The organism is Paraburkholderia sp. BGA-UO-ETr-F12 (assembly GCF_059567945.1).
The window spans coordinates 1-18,923 of sequence record NZ_JCAQOZ010000022.1 but is presented as its reverse complement, the minus strand read 5'-3'; the positions used below and the strand labels follow the sequence as shown (position 1 = coordinate 18,923).

At 59.0% G+C, this 18,923-nt stretch carries 15 protein-coding genes and 1 tRNA gene; 15 read left to right on the top strand and 1 reads right to left on the bottom strand.

Going from position 1 to position 18,923, the window contains the following annotated elements:
* The 8 genes from AC57B6_RS08690 to rplL all read left to right on the top strand — a co-directional run.
* A partial coding sequence (locus tag AC57B6_RS08690; protein ID WP_462931644.1) for an EF-Tu C-terminal domain-related protein occupies positions 1–170 on the top strand: 170 nt, incomplete at its 5' end.
* A gap of 65 nt (positions 171–235) precedes the next feature.
* Positions 236–311: transfer RNA gene (locus AC57B6_RS08685), tRNA-Trp, on the top strand.
* A 36-nt stretch (positions 312–347) separates the two neighbouring features.
* Positions 348–728, top strand: a complete 381-nt coding sequence (gene secE, locus AC57B6_RS08680) for a preprotein translocase subunit SecE (protein ID WP_011490062.1) — start codon at positions 348–350, stop codon at positions 726–728.
* A gap of 1 nt (position 729) precedes the next feature.
* The gene (gene nusG / locus AC57B6_RS08675; protein WP_007180147.1) at positions 730–1,287 is read left to right on the top strand and encodes a transcription termination/antitermination protein NusG; all 558 of its coding nucleotides are present in this window, start codon (positions 730–732) and stop codon (positions 1,285–1,287) included.
* Between the two features lie 164 nt (positions 1,288–1,451).
* The gene (gene rplK, locus AC57B6_RS08670) at positions 1,452–1,883 is read left to right on the top strand and encodes a 50S ribosomal protein L11 (protein ID WP_025496715.1); all 432 of its coding nucleotides are present in this window, start codon (positions 1,452–1,454) and stop codon (positions 1,881–1,883) included.
* A gap of 2 nt (positions 1,884–1,885) precedes the next feature.
* On the top strand, positions 1,886–2,584 hold the full coding sequence (rplA, locus tag AC57B6_RS08665; protein ID WP_011490061.1) for a 50S ribosomal protein L1: 699 nt from the start codon (positions 1,886–1,888) through the stop codon (positions 2,582–2,584).
* A gap of 302 nt (positions 2,585–2,886) precedes the next feature.
* Positions 2,887–3,390: a 50S ribosomal protein L10 gene (gene rplJ / locus AC57B6_RS08660; protein ID WP_007180144.1), complete on the top strand. Its 504-nt coding sequence runs from the start codon at positions 2,887–2,889 to the stop codon at positions 3,388–3,390.
* 63 nt (positions 3,391–3,453) lie between these two features.
* Positions 3,454–3,828 (top strand): 50S ribosomal protein L7/L12, encoded by a 375-nt coding sequence (gene rplL, locus AC57B6_RS08655; RefSeq protein ID WP_025584719.1) that lies wholly within the window; start codon positions 3,454–3,456, stop codon positions 3,826–3,828.
* Between the two features lie 3 nt (positions 3,829–3,831).
* On the opposite strand, the gene AC57B6_RS08650 is transcribed toward rplL, so the two are convergent.
* Entirely contained in the window at positions 3,832–4,074 is a 243-nt protein-coding gene (locus AC57B6_RS08650) for a hypothetical protein (RefSeq protein WP_496420990.1), read from the bottom strand.
* 124 nt (positions 4,075–4,198) lie between these two features.
* Here AC57B6_RS08650 and rpoB point away from each other — a divergent pair, with 124 nt between their 5' ends.
* The 7 genes from rpoB to AC57B6_RS08615 all read left to right on the top strand — a co-directional run.
* Positions 4,199–8,305, top strand: a complete 4,107-nt coding sequence (gene rpoB / locus AC57B6_RS08645; protein WP_028199563.1) for a DNA-directed RNA polymerase subunit beta — start codon at positions 4,199–4,201, stop codon at positions 8,303–8,305.
* 21 nt (positions 8,306–8,326) lie between these two features.
* On the top strand, positions 8,327–12,565 hold the full coding sequence (gene rpoC, locus AC57B6_RS08640; protein WP_028199564.1) for a DNA-directed RNA polymerase subunit beta': 4,239 nt from the start codon (positions 8,327–8,329) through the stop codon (positions 12,563–12,565).
* A gap of 253 nt (positions 12,566–12,818) precedes the next feature.
* The gene (recQ, locus tag AC57B6_RS08635) at positions 12,819–14,666 is read left to right on the top strand and encodes a DNA helicase RecQ (protein WP_028199565.1); all 1,848 of its coding nucleotides are present in this window, start codon (positions 12,819–12,821) and stop codon (positions 14,664–14,666) included.
* 221 nt (positions 14,667–14,887) lie between these two features.
* On the top strand, positions 14,888–15,268 hold the full coding sequence (rpsL, locus tag AC57B6_RS08630) for a 30S ribosomal protein S12 (RefSeq protein ID WP_006998493.1): 381 nt from the start codon (positions 14,888–14,890) through the stop codon (positions 15,266–15,268).
* 182 nt (positions 15,269–15,450) lie between these two features.
* A complete protein-coding gene (gene rpsG / locus AC57B6_RS08625) occupies positions 15,451–15,921 on the top strand; it encodes a 30S ribosomal protein S7 (protein ID WP_006053291.1) in 471 nt (156 codons plus the stop codon).
* 134 nt (positions 15,922–16,055) lie between these two features.
* Complete coding sequence (fusA, locus tag AC57B6_RS08620; RefSeq protein WP_028199566.1) at positions 16,056–18,158, top strand: elongation factor G; 2,103 nt, start codon at positions 16,056–16,058, stop codon at positions 18,156–18,158.
* A 47-nt stretch (positions 18,159–18,205) separates the two neighbouring features.
* On the top strand, positions 18,206–18,923 hold a 718-nt coding region (locus AC57B6_RS08615; protein WP_496420989.1), incomplete at its 3' end, for an elongation factor Tu.

Here is an 18,923-nt window from a genome sequence, read left to right as displayed (position 1 = left end):
CGGGCTCGATCGAGTTGCCGAAGGACAAAGAAATGGTCATGCCGGGCGACAACGTGTCGATCACGGTGAAGCTGATCAACCCGATCGCGATGGAAGAAGGTCTGCGCTTCGCAATCCGCGAAGGCGGCCGTACGGTCGGCGCTGGTGTGGTTGCCAAGATCCTCGAGTAACGCCAGATAGTTCTCGTTGATCGGTAGTTACGGGGTTGGCGGTGTCGTCAACCCCAAAATGGTTTAGGGGTATAGCTCAACTGGCAGAGCGTCGGTCTCCAAAACCGAAGGTTGGGGGTTCGATTCCCTCTGCCCCTGCCAACTCTCGCGCCGCATGTGGCGCTTCGTTAAGGTGTTATGGCGAATCCTTCCGTCGAAACTGTAAATACATCCGGCGACAAGCTGATGCTCGTCGCGGGCGTATTGTTGGTCTTGGCCGGGTTCGTGGGGTTCTTCTGGCTCAGCGGCCAGGAATGGTACGTCCGCGGAGCCGCCTTGGCTGTTGGCGCTATCGCGGGTGTTGCAGTCGGTCTTCTCTCCGCGCCTGGCAAGGGTTTCATCGCTTTCGCCAAAGACTCGTACAAAGAAGTTCGCAAGGTTGTCTGGCCCACTCGTAAAGAGGCGACCCAGACAACGCTCGTAGTGTTTGGCTTCGTGTTCGTGATGGCGATCTTTCTTTGGGTTAGCGATAAATCCATCGAATGGGCGATTTTCTCGGTGATTCTGGGTTGGAAATGATATGAGCGATACTCCGGCATCCCCGAGCGGCAAACGTTGGTACGTGGTGCACGCCTACTCCGGCATGGAGAAGAGCGTGCAACGTGCGCTTCAGGAGCGCATCGAACGCGCTGGCATGCAAGACCAATTTGGTCAAATCCTCGTTCCGACTGAAGAAGTGGTCGAGGTGAAAGGCGGTCACAAATCGGTGACTGAGCGTCGTTTCTTCCCGGGCTATGTGCTTGTGGAAATGGAAATGACAGACGAAACATGGCACCTCGTGAAAAACACGGCAAAGGTGACGGGTTTCGTGGGCGGTGCGCGTAATCGTCCTAGCCCGATTTCCCCGCGGGAAGTCGAGAAGATCATGTCGCAAATGCAGGAAGGCGTGGAAAAACCGCGTCCGAAGACCCTGTTCGAAGTGGGCGAGATGGTGCGCGTGAAGGACGGTCCGTTCACGGATTTCAACGGCAGCGTCGAAGAAGTGAACTACGAAAAGTCGCGTGTCCGTGTTTCCGTTACGATTTTCGGCCGCGCAACGCCGGTCGAGCTGGAATTCGGCCAGGTCGAAAAGTTGTGATCCAGAATTTTGCGGAACGCACCAATCGGTGCGTTCCGTATTTCGCGCTTACGGTCCGCGTAACGGCCGTTGAGGAGCGTAAGTAGTCTGTTTTTGGCGAACGCGCGCTACTACTCACTGAACGTCCATCTGTACCACGGTGGCGTTCCTAAGAGGTTTTCAAAATGGCAAAGAAAATCATCGGCTTTATCAAGCTGCAGATTCCTGCAGGTAAAGCCAACCCGTCGCCGCCGGTCGGTCCGGCACTGGGCCAACGCGGCCTGAACATCATGGAGTTCTGCAAGGCGTTTAACGCGCAGACCCAAGCAATGGAACCGGGTCTGCCGATTCCGGTCGTGATCACCGCGTTCGCGGACAAGAGCTTCACGTTCGTTCTGAAGACGCCGCCGGCTACGGTTCTGATCAAGAAGGCAGCGAAGATCGACAAGGGTTCGGCCAAGCCGCATACCGACAAGGTCGGCAAGATCACCCGCGCCCAAGCTGAAGACATCGCCAAGACCAAGATGCCCGATCTGACGGCAGCTGATCTGGACGCAGCGGTTCGTACGATCGCTGGTAGCGCCCGCTCGATGGGCATCACCGTGGAGGGCGTGTAAAAATGGCTAAGCTTTCAAAGCGTCTGCAAGCATTTGCAGCCAAGGTTGATCGTCAAAAGCTGTACGCGATCGACGAAGCTCTGTCGCTCGTGAAGGAATGCGCAAGCGCGAAGTTCGACGAGTCCATCGACGTTGCAGTGCAACTCGGCATCGACGCGAAGAAGTCGGACCAAGTGGTTCGCGGTTCCGTCGTGCTGCCGGCTGGTACCGGTAAGTCGGTTCGCGTGGCTGTGTTTGCACAAGGCGAAAAGGCTGAGCAAGCTCGTGCAGCTGGCGCAGAAGTCGTCGGTATGGAAGACCTGGCTGAACAAGTCAAGGCTGGCAAGCTGGACTTCGACATCGTGATCGCTTCGCCGGACACGATGCGCGTTGTCGGTACGCTTGGCCAGATCCTCGGCCCGCGCGGCCTGATGCCGAACCCGAAGGTTGGCACGGTTACGCCGGACGTCGCAACCGCTGTCAAGAACGCCAAGGCTGGTCAGGTGCAATTCCGTGTCGACAAGGCCGGTATCATTCACGCCACGATTGGCCGTGCTTCGTTCGAGCCGACGGCTCTGCGTAGCAACCTGAACGCTCTCGTCGACGCGCTGCAAAAGGCGAAGCCGGCAACGAGCAAGGGTGTATACCTGCGCAAGGTTGCGCTGTCGAGCACGATGGGTGTTGGCGTTCGCGTCGACCAGGCATCGCTCGCAGCACAGTAATAAATTTCATCGCCTCGATGTGAGTCGAGGCGGTTTTATGGGCTTTGGGCGGTCGCGAGATGGCAGTCTGCATCGAGCGGCCGGTTGTCAAAGACCGTTGGCGGGAACGCAGCAGGTAGGCGGTCCCTTAATGTAAAGCCAACGCAGATGGCGAACCCGAAAAGGTTTTGTAGTGATGAAGCCGGTTGAAGTCCGCAGCAATGTGGGGTTCAGGCGGTCGAAATACTCCTGACTGGTCGGACGCCGTTATTGAACGCGGTACACAAGGCGCACGCTGCGTGTATCGAATCTGGAGGTTAACCGTGCCACTTAACAAAGAAAGCAAGCAGGCCGTCGTCGCTGAGGTTGCCGCGCAAGTCGCGAAAGCCCAGACCGTGGTTCTGGCTGAGTATCGTGGAATCGCGGTTGGCGATCTGACCAAGCTGCGCGCGAAAGCGCGTGAGCAACAGGTTTACCTTCGTGTGTTGAAAAACACGCTGGCGCGTCGCGCTGTCGAAGGTACCCCGTTTGCTCCGCTGGCAGAGCAGATGACTGGTCCCCTGATCTACGGCATCTCGGAAGATGCAATTGCTGCTGCCAAGGTCGTCAACGACTTCGGCAAAACCAATGACAAGTTGATCATCAAGGCTGGTTCCTACGAAGGCAAGGTGATGGACAAGGCTGGCGTGCAAGCGCTGGCAAACATCCCGAGCCGCGAAGAACTGCTCTCCAAACTGTTGTACGTTATGCAAGCACCTGTTTCCGGCTTTGCGCGCGCCCTGGCCGCGCTGGCAGAAAAGAAACAAGGCGAAGAAACCGCTGCGTAACGCACTTCAGTCGAGCGTGATTGATCGCTGGCTGTATCCGAATTCAATTTAGGAGTATTTCAAATGGCAATCGCAAAAGATGACATCCTCGAGGCAGTAAGCTCGATGTCGGTTCTGGAACTGAACGAGCTGGTTAAGGCGTTCGAAGAGAAGTTTGGCGTGTCGGCAGCTGCTGTTGCAGTGGCAGGCCCGGCAGGCGGCGGCGCTGCTGCTGCTGCTGAAGAGCAAACCGAATTCACGGTCAACCTGGTTGAAGTTGGCGCGAACAAGGTTTCGGTCATTAAGGCTGTTCGTGAACTGACGGGTCTCGGCCTGAAGGAAGCGAAGGACCTGGTCGACGGTGCACCGAAGCCTGTTAAGGAATCGGTACCGAAGGCTGCTGCTGAAGAAGCTAAGAAGAAGTTGGAAGAAGCCGGCGCGAAGGCTGAAATCAAGTAAGTTTCAGCGCGTTGTGCGAAGGCTGGCGGTTTTCCACCGCCGGCCTTTTTGTGCTTTGTGGGGACCACGTTTTTTGCCAATCATTTTCGGCAGGAACGGGACCCCAGAAGCCAAAGAAAACCGCCTTTCGGCAACATTGACCGGCGTTTCTCTTTGTCTTCTGAAGCGACTGCAGAAGGCAAGTTTGGTCGGGTAGCGGGCAACATAGGCATCCGCTGCCGTCAGCCAGCGGTTGGTAGCGGCCAACCACCAAGCTTCTAGGCTCGTTCAAGCCATCGGACGGCCATCGGGTCTCAGTCGGTGAACACTCGGGTTGTCTCATCAAGGTATCCTGCCTCGACAACAATGCCCGCCGTGATTCGGAGATCGTATGCAATATTCCTTCACCGAGAAGAAGCGCATTCGTAAGAGTTTTGCGAAGCGCCCCATCGTTCACCAAGTACCTTTCCTGCTGGCTACCCAGCTTGAATCATTCAGCACGTTTCTGCAAGCAGACACGTCATCCACGCAACGCAAGCCGGAAGGCCTGCAGGCTGCGTTTACCTCCGTTTTCCCGATCGTTTCGCACAACGGTTTCGCGCGTCTCGAGTTCGTCAGCTACATGCTGTCGCCGCCGGCATTCAACATCAAGGAATGTCAGCAGCGCGGTTTAACGTATTGCTCGGCACTACGCGCGAAAGTGCGTCTGGTGCTGCTCGACAAGGAATCGCCGAGCAAGCCGGTCGTCAAGGAAGTGAAAGAACAGGAAGTGTACATGGGCGAAATTCCGCTCATGACGCCGACGGGTTCGTTCGTCATCAACGGCACGGAACGCGTGATCGTTTCGCAGCTGCACCGCTCGCCTGGCGTGTTCTTCGAACACGACAAGGGCAAGACGCATAGCTCGGGCAAGCTGCTGTTTTCGGCACGTATCATTCCCTACCGCGGTTCGTGGCTCGACTTCGAATTCGATCCGAAGGACGTGCTTTACTTCCGCGTTGACCGCCGTCGCAAGATGCCGGTCACGATCCTGCTGAAGGCAATCGGCCTGACGCCGGAACAGATCCTCGCAAACTTCTTCGTGTTCGACAATTTCACGCTGATGCCGGAAGGCGCGCAGATGGAATTCGTGCCGGAGCGTCTGCGTGGTGAAGTCGCACGTTTCGACATCACGGATCGTGATGGCAACGTGATCGTCCAGAAGGACAAGCGGATCAATGCCAAGCACATTCGCGATCTCGACAACGCGAAGACGAAGTTCATCTCGGTGCCGGAAGACTATCTGCTCGGCCGCGTGCTCGCGAAAAATGTCGTCGACGGCGACACGGGTGAAGTCATCGCTAACGCGAACGACGAAATCACCGAGACCGTCCTCGAAAAGCTCCGCGAATCGAAGATCAAAGACATCCAGACGCTCTACACGAACGATCTGGATCAAGGTCCGTACATCTCGTCGACGCTGCGCATCGACGAAACCGCGGACAAGATGGCCGCTCGCATCGCGATCTACCGCATGATGCGTCCGGGCGAACCGCCGACCGAAGAAGCGGTCGAGGCGTTGTTCAACCGTCTGTTCTACAGCGAAGACGCATACGACCTCTCCAAGGTGGGTCGTATGAAGTTCAACCGCCGCGTCGGTCGCGATGAAATCGTCGGCCCGATGACGCTGCAAGACGACGACATCCTCGCCACGATCAAGATCCTGGTCGAACTGCGTAACGGCAAGGGCGAAGTGGACGACATCGACCACTTGGGCAATCGCCGTGTGCGCTGCGTCGGCGAACTGGCGGAAAACCAGTTCCGTGCGGGTCTCGTGCGTGTCGAACGTGCTGTGAAGGAACGCCTCGGCCAGGCCGAAAGCGAAAACCTGATGCCGCACGACCTGATCAACTCGAAGCCGATTTCGTCGGCGATTCGCGAGTTCTTCGGTTCGTCGCAGCTGTCGCAGTTTATGGACCAGACCAACCCGCTGTCGGAAATCACCCACAAGCGCCGTGTTTCGGCACTTGGCCCGGGCGGTTTGACGCGTGAGCGCGCTGGCTTTGAAGTCCGCGACGTGCACCCGACTCACTACGGTCGCGTCTGCCCGATTGAAACGCCGGAAGGTCCGAACATCGGCCTGATCAACTCGCTCGCTCTGTACGCGCATCTGAACGAATACGGCTTCCTCGAAACGCCGTATCGCAAGGTGACCGACGGCAAGGTGACCGACCAGATCGACTACCTGTCGGCGATCGAAGAAGGCCGTTACGTGATCGCTCAGGCGAACGCGGCTGTTGCTGAAGACGGTACGCTGACCGACGAACTGGTGTCGTCGCGTGAAGCAGGCGAAACGCTGATGGTGACGCCGGACCGCATCCAGTACATGGACGTGGCGCCGTCGCAGATCGTCTCGGTGGCAGCATCGCTGATTCCGTTCCTCGAGCACGATGACGCGAACCGCGCGTTGATGGGTTCGAACATGCAGCGTCAGGCTGTGCCGTGTCTGCGTCCTGAAAAGGCCGTGGTCGGTACGGGTATCGAACGCACGGTGGCGGTCGACTCGGGTACGACGGTTCAGGCATTCCGCGGCGGTGTGGTCGATTACGTCGACGCAGGCCGTATGGTGATTCGCGTGAACGACGATGAAGCTGTTGCTGGCGACGTCGGTGTGGACATCTACAACCTGATCAAGTACACGCGTTCGAACCAGAACACGAACATCAACCAGCGCCCGATCGTGAAGGTCGGCGATATCGTGTCGCGTGGCGACGTGCTGGCTGACGGTGCATCGACCGACCTCGGCGAACTGGCTCTCGGCCAGAACATGCTGGTCGCGTTCATGCCGTGGAACGGCTACAACTTCGAAGATTCGATCTTGATCTCGGAGAAGGTGGTTGCTGACGACCGTTACACGTCGATCCACATTGAAGAACTGAACGTCGTCGCTCGCGATACGAAGCTCGGACCGGAAGAAATCACGCGCGACATCTCGAACCTGGCTGAAGTGCAACTCGGCCGTCTCGACGAGTCGGGCATCGTCTATATCGGCGCTGAAGTCGAAGCAGGCGACGTGCTGGTCGGTAAGGTGACGCCGAAGGGCGAAACCCAGCTGACGCCGGAAGAAAAGCTGCTGCGCGCGATCTTCGGTGAAAAGGCTTCGGACGTGAAGGATACGTCGCTGCGCGTGCCGTCGGGCATGAGCGGCACGGTGATCGACGTGCAAGTGTTCACGCGTGAAGGCATTCAGCGCGACAAGCGTGCGCAACAGATCATCGACGATGAACTGAAGCGTTATCGCCTCGACCTGAACGACCAGCTGCGTATCGTGGAAGGCGATGCATTCCAGCGTCTCGCACGTATGTTGACCGGCAAGGTCGCGAACGGCGGTCCGAAGAAGCTCGCGAAGGGTACGAAGATCGAACAGGCTTACCTGGAAGATCTCGACCACTACCACTGGTTCGACATCCGCCTCGCGGACGAAGAAGCAGCGGCACAGCTCGAAGCGATCAAGGACTCGATCGAACAGAAGCGTCACCAGTTCGATCTGGCGTTCGAAGAAAAGCGCAAGAAGCTCACGCAAGGCGACGAACTGCCGCCGGGCGTGCTGAAGATGGTCAAGGTGTATCTGGCAGTCAAGCGTCGTCTGCAGCCTGGCGACAAGATGGCCGGCCGTCACGGTAATAAGGGTGTGGTGTCGAAGATCGTTCCGATCGAGGACATGCCGTACATGGCCGATGGCCGTCCGGCTGACGTCGTGCTGAACCCGCTCGGCGTGCCGTCGCGGATGAACGTGGGTCAGGTTCTCGAAGTGCATCTGGGTTGGGCCGCGAAGGGTCTGGGCTGGCGTATCGGCGAAATGCTGCAGCGTCAGGCAAAGATCGAAGAACTGCGCGAATTCCTGACCAAGATCTACAACGAGTCGGGCCGCGCTGAAGAGCTGGACAGCTTCACGGACGACGAAATCGTCGAACTGGCGAAGAACCTGCGCGAAGGCGTTCCGTTTGCCACGCCGGTGTTCGACGGTGCGACGGAAGAAGAAATGTCGCGCGCGCTGGATCTGGCATTCCCGGACGACATCGCGAAGAACCTCGGCATGACGCCGTCGAAGAACCAGGTGCGTCTGTATGACGGCCGCACGGGTGAGATGTTCGAACGTACGGTGACTGTCGGCTACATGCACTACCTGAAGCTGCACCACCTGGTCGACGACAAGATGCACGCGCGTTCCACGGGTCCGTACTCGCTCGTGACGCAGCAGCCGTTGGGCGGTAAGGCGCAGTTCGGTGGCCAGCGTTTCGGTGAAATGGAAGTGTGGGCGCTCGAAGCGTACGGCGCATCGTACGTGCTGCAAGAAATGCTGACGGTGAAGTCGGACGACGTGGCAGGCCGGACCAAGGTTTATGAAAACCTGGTCAAGGGCGATCACGTGATCGATGCAGGCATGCCGGAATCCTTCAACGTGTTGGTGAAGGAAATCCGCTCGCTCGGTATCGATATCGACCTCGACCGCAACTAATCGGACTACGGAGAGAAAGCAATGAAAGCTCTGCTCGATCTATTCAAGCAAGTCCAACAGCCTGAAGTTTTTGACGCGATCAAGATCGGTCTGGCCTCGCCAGACAAGATCCGTTCGTGGTCGTTCGGTGAAGTCAAGAAGCCGGAAACCATCAACTACCGGACGTTCAAGCCGGAACGCGATGGTTTGTTCTGCGCGAAGATCTTCGGGCCGATCAAAGACTACGAATGTCTTTGCGGCAAGTACAAGCGCCTGAAGCATCGTGGCGTGATCTGTGAAAAGTGCGGCGTCGAAGTGACGCTCGCGAAGGTGCGTCGCGAACGGATGGGCCACATTGAGCTGGCCTCGCCGGTCGCTCACATCTGGTTCCTGAAGTCGCTGCCGTCGCGTCTGGGCATGGTGCTCGACATGACGCTGCGCGACATCGAACGCGTGCTGTACTTCGAAGCATACGTGGTGATCGATCCGGGCATGACGCCGCTGAAAGCGCGGCAGATCATGACCGAAGAGGATTACTACAACAAGGTCGAAGAGTACGGTGACGAATTCCGTGCCGAAATGGGCGCGGAAGGCGTTCGCGAACTGCTGCGCGCAATCAACATCGACGAACAGGTCGAGATGCTGCGCACCGAACTCAAGAACACGGGTTCGGAAGCGAAGATCAAGAAGTACGCGAAGCGCCTGAAGGTGCTCGAGGCTTTCCAGCGGTCGGGCATCAAGCCTGACTGGATGGTGCTCGAAGTGCTGCCGGTGCTGCCGCCGGAACTGCGTCCGCTGGTGCCGCTGGACGGCGGCCGCTTCGCGACGTCGGACCTGAACGACCTGTATCGCCGCGTGATCAACCGTAACAACCGGTTGAAGCGTCTGCTCGAACTGAAGGCGCCTGAAATCATCGTCCGCAACGAAAAGCGGATGCTGCAGGAAGCCGTCGATTCGCTGCTCGACAACGGTCGTCGCGGTAAGGCTATGACTGGCGCGAACAAGCGTCCGCTGAAGTCGCTCGCTGACATGATCAAGGGTAAGGGCGGTCGTTTCCGTCAGAACTTGCTCGGTAAGCGCGTTGACTACTCGGGTCGTTCGGTGATCGTGGTGGGCCCGACGCTCAAGCTGCATCAGTGCGGTTTGCCGAAGCTGATGGCGCTCGAACTGTTCAAGCCGTTCATCTTCAACAAGCTCGAAGTGATGGGTGTCGCTACCACCATCAAGGCTGCGAAGAAGGAAGTCGAGAACCAGACGCCGGTGGTGTGGGACATCCTCGAAGAGGTGATCCGCGAACATCCGGTCATGCTGAACCGCGCGCCGACGCTGCACCGTCTTGGCATTCAGGCTTTCGAGCCGGTGCTGATCGAAGGTAAGGCTATCCAGCTGCACCCGCTCGTTTGCGCGGCGTTCAACGCCGACTTCGACGGTGACCAGATGGCTGTGCACGTGCCGCTGTCGCTCGAAGCGCAGATGGAAGCGCGTACGCTGATGCTGGCGTCGAACAACATCCTGTTCCCGGCCAACGGCGATCCGTCGATCGTGCCGTCGCAGGATATCGTGCTCGGCCTGTACTACGCGACGCGTGAAGCAGTGAACGCCAAGGGCGAAGGCCTGACGTTCACCGGCGTGTCGGAAGCGCTGCGTGCTTACGAGAACAAGGAAGTCGAGTTGGCCTCGCGCGTCAACGTGCGGATCACGGAAATGGTCCACAACGAAGACAAGTCGGAAGGCGCACCGGCATTCGTGCCGAAGATCACGCTGTACGCGACGACCGTTGGCCGCGCAATCCTGTCGGAAATTCTTCCGCCGGGCCTGCCGTTCTCGGTGCTGAACAAGCCGCTGAAGAAGAAAGAAATCTCGCGCCTCATCAACACCGCGTTCCGCAAGTGCGGTCTGCGCGAAACGGTGATTTTCGCCGACCAGTTGATGCAATCGGGTTTCCGTCTGGCAACGCGCGCCGGTATTTCGATTTGCGTGGACGACATGCTCGTGCCGCCGCAGAAGGAAACCATCGTCGGCGACGCCGCGAAGAAGGTGAAGGAATACGACCGTCAGTACATGTCGGGTCTCGTCACGTCGCAAGAACGCTACAACAACGTGGTCGACATCTGGTCGGCAACGTCGGAAGCGGTCGGCAAGGCGATGATGGAACAGCTGTCGACGGAACCGGTGGTTGATCGCGACGGCAACGAAACGCGTCAGGAATCGTTCAACTCCATCTACATGATGGCGGACTCGGGTGCTCGTGGTTCCGCAGTTCAGATTCGTCAGCTGGCCGGTATGCGTGGCCTGATGGCGAAGCCGGACGGCTCGATCATTGAGACGCCGATTACGGCGAACTTCCGTGAAGGCCTGAACGTGTTGCAGTACTTCATCTCGACCCACGGTGCACGTAAGGGTCTGGCTGATACGGCACTGAAGACGGCAAACTCGGGTTACCTGACGCGTCGTCTTGTTGACGTGACGCAGGATCTGGTGGTGGTCGAGGACGATTGCGGTACGTCCAACGGCGTCGCCATGAAGGCGTTGGTCGAAGGCGGTGAAGTCGTCGAAGCGCTGCGTGACCGTATCCTCGGTCGCGTGACGGTGGCTGACGTCGTCAATCCAGAATCGCAGGAAACGCTGTACGAAACGGGCACGTTGCTTGACGAAGACGCGGTCGAAGAAATCGAACGCCTCGGCATCGACGAAGTGCGCGTGCGTACGCCGCTGACTTGCGAAACGCGTTACGGTCTGTGCGCAGCCTGCTATGGCCGCGACCTGGGTCGTGGCTCGTCGGTCAACGTCGGCGAAGCAGTTGGCGTGATCGCTGCGCAGTCGATCGGTGAACCGGGCACGCAGCTCACGATGCGTACGTTCCACATCGGTGGTGCGGCATCGCGTGCAGCAGTGGCTTCGTCGGTTGAAGCCAAGTCGAACGGTACGGTTCGTTTTACGGCGACCATGCGTTACGTCACCAACGCGAAGGGCGAGCAGATCGTCATCTCGCGGTCGGGCGAAGCCATGATTACCGACGACCACGGCCGCGAGCGTGAACGTCACAAGGTGCCGTACGGCGCGACGCTGTTGCAACTGGACGGCGCGCAGATCAAGGCCGGCACACAACTGGCGACGTGGGATCCGATGACGCGTCCGATCATCACCGAATACGGTGGTACGGTGAAGTTCGAAAACGTCGAAGAAGGCGTGACGGTTGCCAAGCAGATCGACGATGTGACGGGTCTCTCGACGCTGGTCGTGATCGACGTGAAGCGCCGCGGTTCGCAAGCGTCGAAGACGGTGCGTCCGCAGGTCAAGCTGCTCGACGCGAACGGCGAAGAAGTCAAGATCCCGAACACCGAGCACTCGGTGCAGATCGGCTTCCAGGTCGGCGCTCTGATCACCGTGAAGGACGGTCAGCAAGTGCAGGTTGGTGAAGTGCTGGCACGTATCCCGGTTGAATCGCAAAAGACTCGCGACATTACCGGTGGTCTGCCGCGCGTGGCCGAACTGTTCGAAGCGCGCTCGCCGAAGGACGCCGGTATTCTGGCGGAAGTCACGGGCACGACGTCGTTCGGTAAGGACACGAAGGGCAAGCAGCGTCTCGTTATCACGGACCTCGAAGGCAATCAGCACGAGTTCCTGATCGCGAAGGAAAAGCAGGTTCTGGTGCACGATGGTCAGGTCGTCAACAAGGGCGAAATGATTGTCGACGGGCCGGCTGATCCGCACGACATTCTGCGTTTGCAGGGCGTCGAGGCGCTGGCGCGCTACATCGTTGACGAAGTGCAGGACGTGTATCGTCTGCAGGGCGTGAAGATCAATGACAAGCACATTGAAGTGATCGTCCGTCAGATGCTGCGCCGCGTGCAGATCGTCGATAACGGTGACACGCGCTTCATCATGGGCGAACAGGTCGAGCGCTCGGATATGCTCGACGAAAACGACCGGATGGCTGCGGAAGGCAAGATCCCGGCAACCTACGACAACGTGCTGCTCGGTATTACGAAGGCATCGCTGTCGACCGATTCGTTCATCTCCGCAGCGTCGTTCCAGGAAACGACCCGCGTGCTGACCGAAGCGGCGATCATGGGCAAGCGCGACGATCTGCGCGGGCTGAAGGAAAACGTGATCGTGGGTCGTCTGATTCCGGCAGGTACGGGTCTCGCGTTCCACAAGGCACGCAAGAGCAAGGAACTGTCCGACCGCGAGCGTTTCGATCAGATCGCAGCGGAAGAGTCGTTCGAATTCGGTACTCCGGAAACTCCGGCCGCCGAACAACAGCACTCAGGCGAGTAAGTCCCGGCGGCGCAAGCCGCTTGGGCTCACCAGCCAGCGAAGCCGCTCAGTTTCGACTGAGCGGTTTTTTTTTGTCGATAGGAGTTGGCGCTTTAGCACTTACTCCAGTCCGACGCACCGCGGTCGCTTCTTTTTCATGCGCTTCGTGATGGTTTCGTTGGCCGAATGGCTAACGTTGCATCTAAGCGCGGGCGCAGCACGAATGCGTTGGTAAAATTCGTGTCACCGGCATCACGCTGCTTCTCTCCAATTCATGTCCCGTTCGCTCGAAATCCTCAACGAAGTCTTTGGTTACCCCGCGTTCAGAGGGCAGCAGGGCGAAATTGTCGAACACGTCGCCGGCGGCGGCGATTGTCTCGTGCTGATGCCAACGGGCGGCGGCAAGTCGTTGTGCTATCAGATTCCATCGCTGGTGCGGCGCGAAGCGGGTTGCGGAGCCGGAATCGTCGTATCCCCGCTGATCGCATTGATGCAGGACCAGGTCGCCGCGTTGAAGGAAGTGGGCGTCAGGGCCGCGTATCTGAATTCGACACTGTCGAGCGCCGAGGCGATGGCCACTGAGCGTGCGCTGCGTGAAGGCGAAATCGATCTGCTGTACGTGGCGCCGGAGCGGCTGATGACGCCCCGTTTCCAGGAATTGCTCGAGCGCACGCGTATCGGCCTGTTCGCAATCGACGAAGCCCATTGCGTGTCGCAATGGGGGCACGATTTCCGTCCTGAATACATTCAGCTGTCGGTGTTGCACGAGCGTTTCCCGAACGTGCCGCGCATCGCACTCACCGCGACAGCCGATGCGATCACGCGCGACGAAATCATTCACCGTCTGGCGCTCGATGACGCGCGTGTCTTTGTCTCCAGCTTCGATCGCCCGAACATCCGCTATCGCATTGTCGAAAAGGACAATGCGCGTACGCAATTGCTCGACTTCATTCGCGCCGAGCACTCGAAACCGGACGGCACGACCGACGCCGGCGTTGTCTACTGCCTGTCGCGTCGCAAGGTCGAGGAAACGGCGGAGTGGCTGAAAGAGAAAGGGATGCGCGCGTTGCCGTATCACGCCGGCATGGAGTTCGAGATCCGTCAGAAGCATCAGGAGATGTTTCAGCGCGAGGAAGGCATCGTGATGTGCGCCACGATCGCCTTTGGCATGGGCATCGACAAACCGGACGTGCGCTTCGTGGCTCACCTCGATTTGCCGAAAAGCGTGGAAGGCTACTACCAGGAAACTGGCCGCGCCGGCCGTGACGGCATGCCGGCGAACGCCTGGATGGCGTACGGTCTGGGCGACGTCGTGCAGCAGCGCAAGATGATCGACGAGTCCGACGCCGACGACGCGCATAAACGCGTGCAGACTGGCAAGCTCGATGCGCTGCTCGGGCTGTGCGAAGCGGCGACCTGCCGCCGGGTGCGGCTGCTCGCGTACTTCGGCGAATCGAGCAAGCCGTGCGGCAACTGCGACAACTGTATCGAGCCGCCCGACACATGGGACGCGACACGCGAAGCGCAGATGGCGCTGTCATGTGTGTTCCGGGCGCAGCGGGCAAGTGGGTTTCACTTTGGCGCCGGCCATCTGATCGACATTCTGCGCGGCAATCGCAGCGAAAAGATCATGCAGCGCGGCCACGAGAAGCTGACCACTTTCGGCATCGGCGCCGCGCTCGGTGAGCCGGAGTGGCGGGCGATCTTTCGCCAGCTCGTCGCCTTTGGCTACCTCACCGTAGATCACGAGGGTTTCGGCTCGCTGGTACTGACCGAGGCTGCGAAAGCGGTGTTGAAGAGCGAGCAGAACGTGACGATGCGCCGCTACGTCAAGCCGACGCGTACCCGCCAGTCGTCCGGGCGCACCAGCGAGCGCGCCGACCCGACGATCGGCATGGGGCCGCGCGAGCGCGCCCGCTGGGAACGCCTGCGCGCGTGGCGCACGGAGACGGCGAAAAGCGACGGCGTGCCGGCCTATGTCATCTTCCACGACGCCACGCTGGCCGAAATTGCCCGCAACGGCCCCGATTCCATCGAGGATCTGCGCGGTATCCCAGGCATGGGCGCCCGCAAACTTGACCGTTTCGGCGACGAATTGCTGGAAGTCGTCGCCGCCGACTGAGCGTCGGCGAACACGGTCCGAGGTCGGCAGGCGTGCGAAACATCGCAACCTGTTGACTCCCTTAGCATTTTCGGAATATTATGCTAGGTTCCGGTTCTTGCAATGCCTGTGCGCGACGTCAATTCGTGCGCCGACACCTTGGTCCGGAAGTTCGATGCGCAATCGTTTCTGCTTTGCCCGGAAACAGATGCGTCGATTTTGTTCAATTTCAGGAATAAACAATGCCAACCATCAATCAACTGGTTCGCAAAGGCCGCGCGTCGGAAACGACGAAGAGCAAGAGCCCGGCTTTGCAGGACTGCCCCCAGCGTCGCGGCGTGTGCACCCGTGTGTACACCACGACGCCGAAGAAGCCTAACTCGGCACTGCGTAAGGTTGCCAAGGTTCGTCTGACGAACGGCTTCGAAGTTATTTCGTACATCGGTGGTGAAGGCCACAACCTGCAGGAACACTCGGTCGTGCTGATTCGCGGCGGCCGTGTTAAGGACTTGCCGGGTGTGCGTTACCACATGGTTCGCGGCTCGCTGGATACCCAGGGCGTCAAGGATCGTAAGCAGGCTCGCTCGAAGTACGGTGCGAAGCGTGCCAAGGCTGGCAAGTAATTAGCCGGTCTGTGTAGTTTCAGGTCGCCTGCAAAGGCGGTAATAGCGGTGGTGCCGGAATCGCCGGTGCTGTCGAGTAAGTGGTCACCCGACCAGGCTGGTAAGTCGTTAGAGATGAATCGGGTTAGTTGGTGGCCGCGGGGCTAAAAAATAGCTCCAACTGAAAAGTTAAAGGAAGAAACATGCCGCGTCGTCGCGAAGTCCCCAAGCGGGAAGTGTTGCCGGATCCGAAGTTCGGTAACGTAGATGTTGCAAAGTTCATGAACGTGCTGATGCTCTCCGGCAAGAAGTCGGTTGCTGAGCGTATCGTGTACGGCGCTTTCGAACAGATCCAGACCAAGGGTGGCAAGGACCCGCTGGAAGTGTTCACGGTAGCGCTCAACAACGTCAAGCCGGTGGTCGAAGTCAAGAGCCGCCGCGTTGGTGGTGCGAACTATCAGGTTCCGGTCGAAGTGCGTCCGTCGCGTCGTATGGCATTGGCGATGCGTTGGTTGCGTGAAGCCGCGAAGAAGCGCAGCGAGAAGTCGATGGCCCTGCGTCTGGCAGGTGAACTCTCCGAAGCGGCTGAAGGCCGCGGCGGCGCGATGAAGAAGCGCGACGAAGTTCACCGGATGGCAGAAGCCAACAAGGCGTTCTCGCACTTCCGTTTCTAAGCTTCCCGAACCCGGGTTTAGCAGAAAAAGCGGAAAGAAATTCCGGGCGGGTGCGCTTACAAAGCGCCTCGCCCGTTTGTGTTACAGCGCGATGGGTATTTTCTCGCATCGCGTCATCCCAATAGAGGATCAAAGTGGCTCGCAAGACACCTATCGAGCGCTACCGTAACATCGGTATTAGCGCTCACATCGACGCCGGCAAAACGACGACGACCGAGCGCATCCTGTTCTACACCGGCGTGAACCACAAGATTGGTGAAGTTCACGACGGCGCTGCCACCATGGACTGGATGGAGCAGGAGCAGGAACGCGGCATCACGATCACGTCCGCTGCTACCACGGCGTTCTGGAAAGGCATGGCCGGCGACCGCGCTGAGCACCGCATCAACATCATCGACACCCCGGGCCACGTTGACTTCACGATTGAAGTTGAGCGCTCGATGCGCGTGCTCGACGGTGCATGCATGGTGTACTGCGCAGTGGGCGGCGTGCAGCCGCAGTCGGAAACTGTGTGGCGTCAGGCTAACAAGTACAAGGTTCCCCGTCTCGCGTTCATCAACAAGATGGACCGTACCGGCGCGAACTTCTTCAAGGTCTACGACCAGCTCAAGCTGCGTCTGAAGGCGAACCCGGTTCCGGTCGTGGTGCCTATCGGCGCGGAAGAAAACTTCACGGGTGTTGTCGACCTGCTGAAGATGAAAGCGATCATTTGGGACGACGCGTCGCAAGGCACGAAGTTCTCGTACGAAGAGATCCCGGCAGAACTGGTTGACACGTGCAACGAGTGGCGCGAGAAGATGGTCGAAGCGGCTGCAGAGTCGAGCGAAGACCTGATGAACAAGTACCTCGAAGAAGGCGAGCTGACGGAAGCGGAAATCGTCAAGGGTCTGCGCGACCGTACGATCGCGTGCGAAATCCAGCCGATGCTGTGCGGTACCGCGTTCAAGAACAAGGGCGTGCAACGCATGCTGGACGCCGTGCTCGACTTCCTGCCGTCGCCGATCGACATCCCGCCGGTTACTGGCGAGCTGGAGAACGGTGAGCAAGGTGAGCGCCGCGCTGCCGACGACGAAAAATTCTCGGCACTGGCATTCAAGATCATGACCGACCCGTTCGTCGGCCAGCTGATTTTCTTCCGCGTGTACTCGGGCGTTGTGAATTCGGGTGACACCGTGCTGAACGCGACCAAAGACAAGAAGGAACGTCTGGGTCGTATTCTGCAGATGCACGCGAACCAGCGTGAAGAAATCAAGGAAGTCCGTGCAGGCGACATCGCTGCAGCGGTCGGCCTGAAGGACGCGACGACTGGCGATACGCTGTGCGATCCGCAAAGCCCGATCGTGCTCGAGCGCATGATTTTCCCGGAGCCGGTGATTTCGCAGGCTGTTGAGCCGAAGACGAAGCCGGACCAGGAAAAGATGGGTCTGGCGCTGAACCGTCTGGCTCAGGAAGATCCGTCGTTCCGCGTTCAAACGGACGAAGAGTCGGGTCAAACCATCATTTCGGGCATGGGCGAGCTCCACCTGGAAATTCTGGTTGACCGGATGAAGCGTGAATTCGGCGTCGAAGCAACTGTCGGCAAGCCGCAAGTGGCGTATCGTGAAACGATCCGCGGCAAGGCGGAAGACGTCGACGGCAAGTTCGTCAAGCAGTCGGGTGGTCGCGGCCAGTACGGTCACGCGGTCATCACGCTCGAGCCGAATGAGCAGGGCAAGGGCTACGAATTCCTGGACGAAATCAAGGGCGGTGTGATTCCGCGTGAATACATCCCGGCAGTCGACAAGGGCATCCAGGAAACGCTGAAGGCTGGCGTGCTGGCAGGCTTCCCGGTCGTTGACGTGAAGGTTCACCTGACGTTCGGTTCGTACCACGACGTTGACTCGAACGAAAATGCGTTCCGCATGGCCGGTTCGATGGCGTTCAAGGAAGCAATGCGCAAGGCTCAACCGGTCATCCTCGAACCGATGATGGCTGTTGAAGTCGAAACGCCTGAAGATTACATGGGCAACGTGATGGGCGATCTGTCGGGTCGTCGCGGTATCGTTCAGGGCATGGACGACATGGTTGGCGGCGGCAAGATCGTTCGCGCCGAAGTGCCGCTGTCGGAAATGTTCGGTTACTCGACGTCGCTGCGTTCGCTGACCCAAGGTCGTGCAACGTACACGATGGAGTTCAAGCACTACTCCGAAGCACCGCGTAACGTGTCGGAAGCGATCATCAACGCCAAGTCGAAGTAATCGCGCGGCAAGTCATTCAACGATTAACTTTTTGAAAGAAGAGAAACATGGCTAAAGGTAAATTCGAACGGACCAAGCCGCACGTGAACGTCGGCACGATCGGTCACGTTGACCACGGCAAGACCACGCTGACGGCAGCGATCACGACGGTGCTGACCAAGAAGTTTGGCGGCGAAGCGAAGGCGTACGACCAGATCGACGCGGCGCCGGAAGAAAAGGCACGTGGTATCACGATCAACACGGCACACGTCGAGTACGAAACGGCTAACCGCCACTACGCACACGTCGACTGCCCGGGCCACGCTGACTATGTGAAGAACATGATCACGGGCGCAGCGCAGATGGACGGCGCGATCCTGGTGTGTTCGGCTGCAGACGGCCCGATGCCGCAAACGCGTGAGCACATCCTGCTGGCGCGTCAGGTTGGCGTGCCGTACATCATCGTGTTCCTGAACAAGTGCGACATGGTGGACGACGCTGAGCTGCTGGAACTCGTCGAGATGGAAGTTCGCGAACTTCTGTCGAAGTACGACTTCCCGGGCGACGACACGCCGATCATCAAGGGTTCGGCCAAGCTGGCGCTGGAAGGCGACGCGGGCGAGCTGGGCGAAGTGGCGATCATGAACCTGGCCGACGCGCTGGACACGTACATCCCGACGCCGGAGCGCGCAGTGGACGGCTCGTTCCTGATGCCGGTGGAAGACGTGTTCTCGATCTCGGGTCGCGGCACGGTGGTGACGGGTCGCGTTGAGCGCGGCGTGGTGA